Source organism: Salipiger bermudensis, from assembly GCF_020171625.1.
Classification (GTDB): Bacteria; Pseudomonadota; Alphaproteobacteria; order Rhodobacterales; family Rhodobacteraceae; genus Salipiger; species Salipiger bermudensis_B.
This window is the reverse complement of the sequence record NZ_JAIUZY010000019.1, coordinates 43,183-50,658: the sequence shown is the minus strand read 5'-3', so window position 1 is coordinate 50,658 and position 7,476 is coordinate 43,183. Positions and strand designations below refer to the sequence as shown.

The window sequence follows — 7,476 nt, the reverse complement described above, 5'->3', positions numbered from 1 at the left end:
CGCTCGGGTAGACTAGCAGCGGCCGCGAGTAAAGGATAGCCTGCTGAACCTTACCGCTGACGGACTGGAAGGCAACGAAGGGCACCATGCCCGTTGCATAGAAGATCACGAAATTTTGCCCCAATGGCGGCGAGCGCAGGAACAATGCAAACATGACGGATAGCATCGCGATGCCGGCGATCGGCTCAAGCAGAGCCCAGATATAGCCCCCGGGCGAGCGCCCGTAACTCGATCCCATCTCGCGCAGGACCAGTGCGCCGATCGCCCGCAGCGTGCCGAAGCTTCGCTGTTTTTGGACCGGTCGCAGAAGCGCTTCTTCATCAGACTGCATGGCCATGCGGTGTCTTTCCTCAACGCTGGCATCCCGGGCAGACATTAGCTAGAACGGGACTACTAAAACAACGCCGCTATTTTCGGAGTGTCTGTTGACCACAGCCAAGCCTAAGGCACAAGAGGAGGCGGCAGGTGGTGCCTCTCCCGCAGCGAAACAACCGCAGCCTCTCAAGAAGCCCGCAAAGAAACCGGCGAAGAAGCCCGCCAAGCCCGCGGCGCAGCCCAGCACACAAGCCGCTACCCAGTTCACGGCTCAGTCCGGAGCCCAGCGGGCGGCAGCCCCCCAGCCCAGCCTGACCGCTGCCCAGCCGGAGGCACAGCCTCCCCGGCCCGCCGAGGTCTTCAGCCCGGCCCAACCGGTCGAAAGCTCGCCCGCGCAGCCGACGGCCGGCCCTAAAGCCGAGCCGGCCGCGGGCCAGCCGCAACAGCCCGCATCCACGGGCCGCCAGGGCGATGCCACCATCAAGGTTCGCCCGCCCGTAACCGAGAGCAAAATGCGCACCCGCCATGTCTACCTCGCGCTGAGCTTCGCGATCATGGTACTTCTGCCCGTCGCAGCCAGCGGTATTTATCTCTGGGGCTTTGCGAAAGACCAGTATGTCTCCCATGTCGCCTTCTCAGTGCGCAGCGAAAACGCCAACAGCGCCATGGAACTGCTCGGTGGGCTAAGCCAGATCTCCGGCTCCAGCTCCTCCGACACCGACATCCTCTACGAGTACATCCAGAGCCAAGAGCTGGTGCAGAAAATCAACGATGACGTCGACCTGCGCACGATCTGGTCCAAGGCTGGCCCAAGCGAGGACCCGCTTTTCTCGTATCATCCGCCTGGAACCATCGAAGATCTGGTCGATTACTGGAATCGCATGGTCCATATCACCTACGACTCGACCGGTGGTCTTCTCGAACTGCAAATCCTCGCCTTCACCCCCGAGGATGCCACCCAGATCTCCGAGCGCATCTATGCCGAGAGCACCGCACTGATCAACGAACTGTCACAGATCGCCCGCGAGGACGCGATCCGTTACGCTCGCGAAGACCTCGACGAGGCGGTTGAGACACTCAAAGATGCGCGCAGCGCCGTCACTGGCTTTCGTAATCGCTACCAGATCGTAGATCCCACCATTGATACTCAGGACCAGATGGGCGTGGTCAGCAGCCTACAACAGCAGCTTGCAGCCTCACTCGTGGAACTGGATATCCTCAACGAGAGCAGCCAGCCCAATGACCCGAGGGTGACACAGCTGGAACGCAAGATCCGCGTCATCGAGAACCGCATTGAGGAAGAGCGCCGTAAGGTCGGGGTCGGCAGCGGCATGATCGCCAGCGGCGAGGTCATGGCTGATATCGTCGGCGAGTACGAACGGCTCAGCGTTGACCAGCAGTTTGCGGAGCAGACCTACACTACAACGCTTGCGGCATTCAACGCGGCCCGGGCCGAGGCAGGTCGACAAAGCCGCTACTTGGCCGCACATGTGCGCCCTACTCAGGCGGAACGCTCGACCTACCCACAGCGTCCAATGCTGCTAGCCTTGATCGGGGGCTTTCTGGTCCTCGTATGGTCGGTCTTGGTGCTGGTCGTTTACAGCCTAAGGGATCGCCGCTGAGGCGGCCAACAACCAATGATCAGGCTCGAGAACCTTACCAAGACCTTCGTGATGTACGGCCAACGCAAGACGGTGGCCGACAATCTCAACGTGACCTTCCCGTCACGCACCGCCGTTGCTCTTCTTGGTCGCAACGGGGCGGGGAAGAGCACGCTGCTCAACATGATCGCCGGCACGCTCGAGCCAACCTCCGGACGGATTCTGTCTACTGGTCGGGTGTCTTGGCCTGTCGGCTTTTCCGGCTCCTTCCACCCGGACATGACCGGTGCCCAAAACGTACGGTTCATTGCTCGGATCTACGGTGTCGACAGCGACGCGCTAGTAGAATTTGTCGAGGAGTTCGCCGAGGTCGGCAAGCACTTCCACCTGCCCTTCCGCACCTATTCTTCGGGGATGCGCTCGCGTCTCGCATTCGGAGCTTCGATGGGCATCCCCTTCGACACCTATCTATTGGACGAAGTCACCGCGGTGGGCGATGCAAGCTTCAAAGCCAAAAGCAATGCCTACCTGCATGATAGGCTTAGAGATTCTGCAGCAATCTTCGTCAGTCACTCTACCGGAGCAGTGCGCAATCTCTGTACCGAGGCCGGCGTACTCGAGAATGGCCGAATGACTTATTACACCGACATCGACGCTGCCATCGAGCATCACGAGCGCAATATGAAGGTGCGAGCGGCTTGAGATTGTTTCTGCCCGCAGCCAGGCTCAGAGCAGTTTGTCGCGGGTTTCCGTAAGATATTGTTGGCGCAAGCGCTCGTTGAGTTCAGAGGCCTGACGCTCAATGCCTGGCTTGACGACGGGCCAGTCCGCGCCGGTCTGACCTGCAAAGCGCGCGACCCGACTCAGCACCCGGCCTGGACGCTTCACCAGTTCCTCGTACGAGACATGTAGGCGTGGGCAATCGAAGAGTTCGGCGAACATCGCAATGCCATTGACCGAGGCCTGGGCGGCTTCCACCAGGTGGGTTACTTGTTTCGCATCAAAGCACACGTCGACATCGGCCCTGATCCCGGATTGCTGGCTGGTCCATTGCTGTGTCTGGCTGGCAATCTGGTACGAGACCGCCTGACCGATCAGGTCGCCGCGCGTAATGTGAATGATCCGCAGGCCGCCGGCATACATTTTCGGAATGCCAAAGCGCTGCAGCATCATCAGCTGGTCGACCGAAGCCTTGAAGCCGTGTACGAACTGCCCCTTGCCGAAGCGCTCGGAGGCTTCACGGATAAAGCCTGGAAAGCTCGTCACGCCCCAGTCTGCCGACTGCTTCTCGACAGTGTTGAAGTTCAGCTGCTCGTGGAAACCAGAGAAATACGGCGTCGCCCGCAGGTAACCGGCCAGCAGGTTCGAACCGCTGCGATTGAAGAACCCGATGCAGTAGAGCGGGTGATCGAACATTGGCGGACCGTCATAAGCAACACTGCCTTTGAAGAACTTGCGAAGCGCCTGCTCATGCACGCCGGTCTTCGACAAAAAGGAAATAACGCTCATTCGGTCCTCAAACACTCTGCCGCTGGCGCAGGCCCGACGGAACTCCGATATGACAGCATGCCGCCGGTGGATCAAGCCGATGGGGCAGGGGGTCAGGCATCGTTCTGCCGACAGGTCTCGGCCAGCCAAGCCTCGAGCCGGTCGAGCAGCGCGGCATCTACCAAACGGCCTTTCAGGGTCACGCTGTGCGCCCCTTGGCGCGACAGCTTCAGCCCCGGCAGAACCTCACGGGTCTCGGCACCCTCCCGGGGTCCCGCAGCCCGGCTCTCCGGCAGAGGAGGCGCCAGCGCGGCAGTGAGAAGCGCCTGCTCCTCGGCGGCGCTTGCCGGGGCTGCAGCCTTGAGCTGCTGTGCCAGACGCTTGGCGAGGGCGGGATCCTCGGCCAGTCCGCGGGCCAGTTCCAGCCCCAGGCGTTCGCCGATCGCAGTGGGAAAGCGCAGCGATCCATCCAGTGTCTCGACAACCGTCATGAAGCTCTTGATCTTCGAACGTTTCGCGCGCGAAACATTTGCAAACAGAGTCTGAAGCGCCATCTTCGTCTCTGTATAGACCCGTTGCTCCAGCGCTTTTACGACGATGCGGGCACGTTCGTAGTAGCTCAGCCCAACCCGGATCTCGTTCTCCTCGACCATGGCGACATAGGCGTCGGACGAGCTTGCCGGAGAGCGGATCAGGGCCAGAACGGAGTCGAACCGGTCATCTTCCATGCGCAGCTGGCGCAGCGCCGCGAGGCGCCGCCAGCCCGAGATCAGCCCGTAGCGCGGCTCCGCGCCCTCGCCACGGTCGACGACCTCGATCGGGGTCTGCTGGCCGCGCCGGCGCAGGCTCGAGACCAGCTCCTCCAGCGCCTCCTGCTCGGCCTCGAGCCGGTCGCGCACCAAGTGCCCGACCTCGATCTCCTCGAGGCGAAGAGCCTGCACCAGCCGGCCCTCGCGGCGCGCCCGCGCCATGGCCTCGGTCAACTCGGTGAGCGCGGCGCTGGTCGAGCTGTCGCCGGCGACCTGTGCGATCGGCGGGAGTCCCGACCGCGCGGGCTGGGCAGCGGTGAGGCCGGTCTCCCGCGTGCTGGTTTCGACCACCGGGGTCGTATCGAGGAACTCTTCCCGCGCCGGGGTCAGTCGTCTGCGCTTGGCCATGTCTCAGCCCCTTCCTGTGCCGTGGAACAAGACGCCCCGCACCTGCGGATGTTTCGCGCGCGAAACGTTTCGCATCCCGCTCATGCTACGCCCGCCTCCGCCTGTGCTGCCAGCTCGTCACGCCGCCAGCTGCCCAGAAGCAGCCGTTTGAAGGCGGCATAGGTGGCGTCGAACGTCTCGCGACCACGGGCATAGGTTTCGCGGTTGAAGTCGCGGTAATCGGCCTCGTAGATGCCAGAGACCTGTTCCCCGGCCTGCCCGATCAGGGCCGTGAAGTCCTGTCGGTGCGGCGACAGGGTCCGCCCGAGATAGGCCTGGATCAACGAGGCCAGCTCTCCCTGCTGCGCGCCGTCGTAGCGGGTGATCACCGCCCGCACCGCATCCCATTCGAAAGCCAATTCCTCACGCCCCAAGGCCCGCGCTGCCATGTTTTCCCCCTCCTCGATCGAGGCGAAGGTGGAATGCAGCATGTCGAAGAACCGGCCGGTGGAGTCGAACTCGAGGAAGGAGGCGCCCAGAGGCACCAGCAGGATGTCCGAGGCCGCGAGCCCGTTGATCGTCAGGTAGCCGAGGGCAGGGGGGGTATCGAGGAAAATTACGTCATAGCCATCGAGCACCCCGTCCGCCTCGAGGATGTCGGTCAGCGAGTCCCAGAGTTTCCAGCCGCGCGCCTGCATGCGCCAGACCGGGATCTGGAACTCGGACCAGTAGAGGTTCAGCTGCGCACCGATCAGGTCGATATTCGGCCAGTGGGTTTTCTGGATCAGGTCCTGGCTGCGCACCTTGAGTGCCTCGGTCAGGGTGTCGTCGAACGGGAGCGGCGGGTCTCCGCGATCGATCCTTCCCTGGTTTTCACGCCGCAGATGGCTGGCATAATGACGCGCCAGGAGCGGGAACACCGTGTCCCACTCGTCATCGACCTTGCCGCCGAAGATCGAGGTCATCGAGCCCTGGCTGTCGAGATCGATGACCAATACCCGGTACCCATCGAGCGCCGCCGACATGGCGAGATGCGCGGCGGTCGAGGTCTTGCCGACCCCGCCTTTGAAGTTCGCCACCGCGACCATCTTCGCGGGCAGGCCGTCGGGCCGGTAGGGGCGGTACTCCTTGGCCTTGGAGCCCTCGGTCGCGAAATGCGCGCGCAGCCGCAGCACCTCGTCGAGGGTGAACCACTTGGCACCGCCCTCGGTCTCGGATCGCCCTTGAGGCAGGTCGGGATGCGCCTTCAGCACCCGGCGGAAATGCGGCGTGGCAACCGGGATCAGGTAGCGGGTGATTTCCCAGGTCGAGAACAGGCGCAGCGACTTGCGGCCTTCTTCGTTCATTCCACGCGAGGCGAGATCTTCGCGGCCCCGGGTGCAGACCTCCGCGATGCGATTGAAATCGCCTGTGGTGACAGGAGGATCGAGCTCTTGCAGGGCACGGTCTGGATCGATGTTGAAATAGGGGGGCTGGGTCTGGGAATCCTTCACCATCTTTGCCTCAGGTGCTGTCTTTGTTCAAAGGTAGCAGAAAACGCGGCATGTGAAAGCTTTTACGGCATCAGCCGAATCAATTCTATGAAAAAACAAGGTTTTTCCTGAGCTCCCTGTGCCTGTGCGAGGTGGGAGTGAAAAAATCGTAGGTGTTAAATATGAGTTATTTATGTGTTATGGCATCCGGATCTAGAAGATAAAGCAATGAAAAAAAATGGTTTTTCGCCGTATTTCCGTACCGAAGCGACTCTGAACCCACGATAGAGCGATTCCGAACCCCCGTCAGCCCGACTCCGAACCCACGATCGCGGGGCTGGATTCGACCTGTGGATAATTCTAGGGTGGGCGTCACCGAAACCACGATAAAAGACTCGGGCGAAGATCCGGGGGACAGGCAGCATGGCAGGCAGTATTCCGACCGGGGCAGGGGGGCTTCTTCCCGACAGGCACCCGCAGGTCGATTTCTTCCTTTGCGACATCTTCGACGCGATCCCCAAGGGCGATCTCGCGACGATGGAGCATCCGGTCTTCTCGTTGTCGACGCGGCCGGACCGGCGCGTGCTGAACTACGAGCACAACGGGGCCCGGATCGAGGTCGTGCCCTCGGTGAAGGGGCTGGCAACGGTCCACGACAAGGACATCCTGATTTTCTGCATCAGCCAGCTGATGGCGGCGATCAATGCCGGACGGTCGGTGAGCCGGACGCTGACCCTGCGCGCTCATGACTTGCTGGTTGCGACCAATCGCGAGACCAGCGGCGATTCCTACCGGCGCCTGCGCGAGTCGTTCGAGCGGCTGGCGGGCACCCGGATCACCACTAACATCGTCACCGGTGACCACGAGGTCACCAGCGGTTTCGGTCTGATCGAGAGCTGGGAGATCCTGCGTCGGACCCGCGGCGGCCGGATGGTCAGCGTCTCGGTGACGCTGTCGGAATGGCTGTTCCGCGCGGTGCTGTCGAAATCGGTGCTGACGCTCAGCCGCGATTACTTCCGCCTGCGCAAGCCGCTGGAGCGGCGCATCTACGAGCTGGCGCGCAAGCATTGCGGCCGGCAGGGCAGCTGGCGGATCTCGGTCGAGACGCTGCTGAAGAAATCCGGCTCGGCCTCTCCGCGGCGGGTGTTCCGCAAAATGCTGCGCGACATGATCGCCGCTGACCACCTGCCAGATTACGAGATGTCCGAAGAGCCGGGCGACATCATCCGCTTTGCGCCCCGCGACCGGGTGGTCGAGGTCGAAGGGCCACCGCTGTCGTCCGCAGCGCTCGAAGAGGCGCGGATACTGCTACCCGGTGCGGATATCTACGCGGTCGAGGCGGACTGGCGGCGCTTTTGGGTCAGCAGTGGACGGCCCCGGCTGCGCGCCGCGGACCGGGCCTTCCTAGGGTTCTGCCGGACCCGGGCCGCCTCTTCGGAAGGCGCCTGAGCCGGGCATTGGCGG

Annotated in this window: 7 protein-coding genes; 3 read left to right on the top strand and 4 right to left on the bottom strand. The window is 62.6% G+C overall.

Annotation, left to right across the window (positions count from 1 at the left end; genetic code table 11):
* A partial coding sequence (locus LCM15_RS21365; RefSeq protein WP_412103311.1) for an ABC transporter permease occupies nucleotides 1-337 on the bottom strand: 337 nt, incomplete at its 3' end.
* An 88-nt stretch (nucleotides 338-425) separates the two neighbouring features.
* Between LCM15_RS21365 and LCM15_RS21360 the strand changes: the two genes are divergently transcribed.
* Nucleotides 426-1,937, top strand: coding sequence for a capsule biosynthesis protein (locus tag LCM15_RS21360; protein WP_224859846.1), 1,512 nt, complete (start codon nucleotides 426-428; stop codon nucleotides 1,935-1,937).
* A 15-nt stretch (nucleotides 1,938-1,952) separates the two neighbouring features.
* A complete protein-coding gene (locus LCM15_RS21355) occupies nucleotides 1,953-2,618 on the top strand; it encodes an ABC transporter ATP-binding protein (RefSeq protein ID WP_224859845.1) in 666 nt (221 codons plus the stop codon).
* A gap of 24 nt (nucleotides 2,619-2,642) precedes the next feature.
* On the opposite strand, the gene LCM15_RS21350 is transcribed toward LCM15_RS21355, so the two are convergent.
* The 3 genes from LCM15_RS21350 to LCM15_RS21340 form a co-directional block, all read right to left on the bottom strand.
* Nucleotides 2,643-3,425: a Stf0 family sulfotransferase gene (locus tag LCM15_RS21350; protein WP_224859844.1), complete on the bottom strand. Its 783-nt coding sequence runs from the start codon at nucleotides 3,423-3,425 to the stop codon at nucleotides 2,643-2,645.
* A 92-nt stretch (nucleotides 3,426-3,517) separates the two neighbouring features.
* Entirely contained in the window at nucleotides 3,518-4,561 is a 1,044-nt protein-coding gene (locus tag LCM15_RS21345) for a ParB/RepB/Spo0J family partition protein (RefSeq protein WP_224859843.1), read from the bottom strand.
* A gap of 80 nt (nucleotides 4,562-4,641) precedes the next feature.
* Nucleotides 4,642-6,036 carry an AAA family ATPase gene (locus LCM15_RS21340; protein ID WP_224859842.1) on the bottom strand — a complete coding sequence of 465 codons (1,395 nt, stop codon included), beginning with the start codon at nucleotides 6,034-6,036 and terminating at the stop codon, nucleotides 4,642-4,644.
* A 399-nt stretch (nucleotides 6,037-6,435) separates the two neighbouring features.
* Here LCM15_RS21340 and LCM15_RS21335 point away from each other — a divergent pair, with 399 nt between their 5' ends.
* Nucleotides 6,436-7,461, top strand: coding sequence for a replication initiator protein A (locus tag LCM15_RS21335; protein ID WP_224859841.1), 1,026 nt, complete (start codon nucleotides 6,436-6,438; stop codon nucleotides 7,459-7,461).
* Nucleotides 7,462-7,476 lie beyond the last annotated feature (15 nt).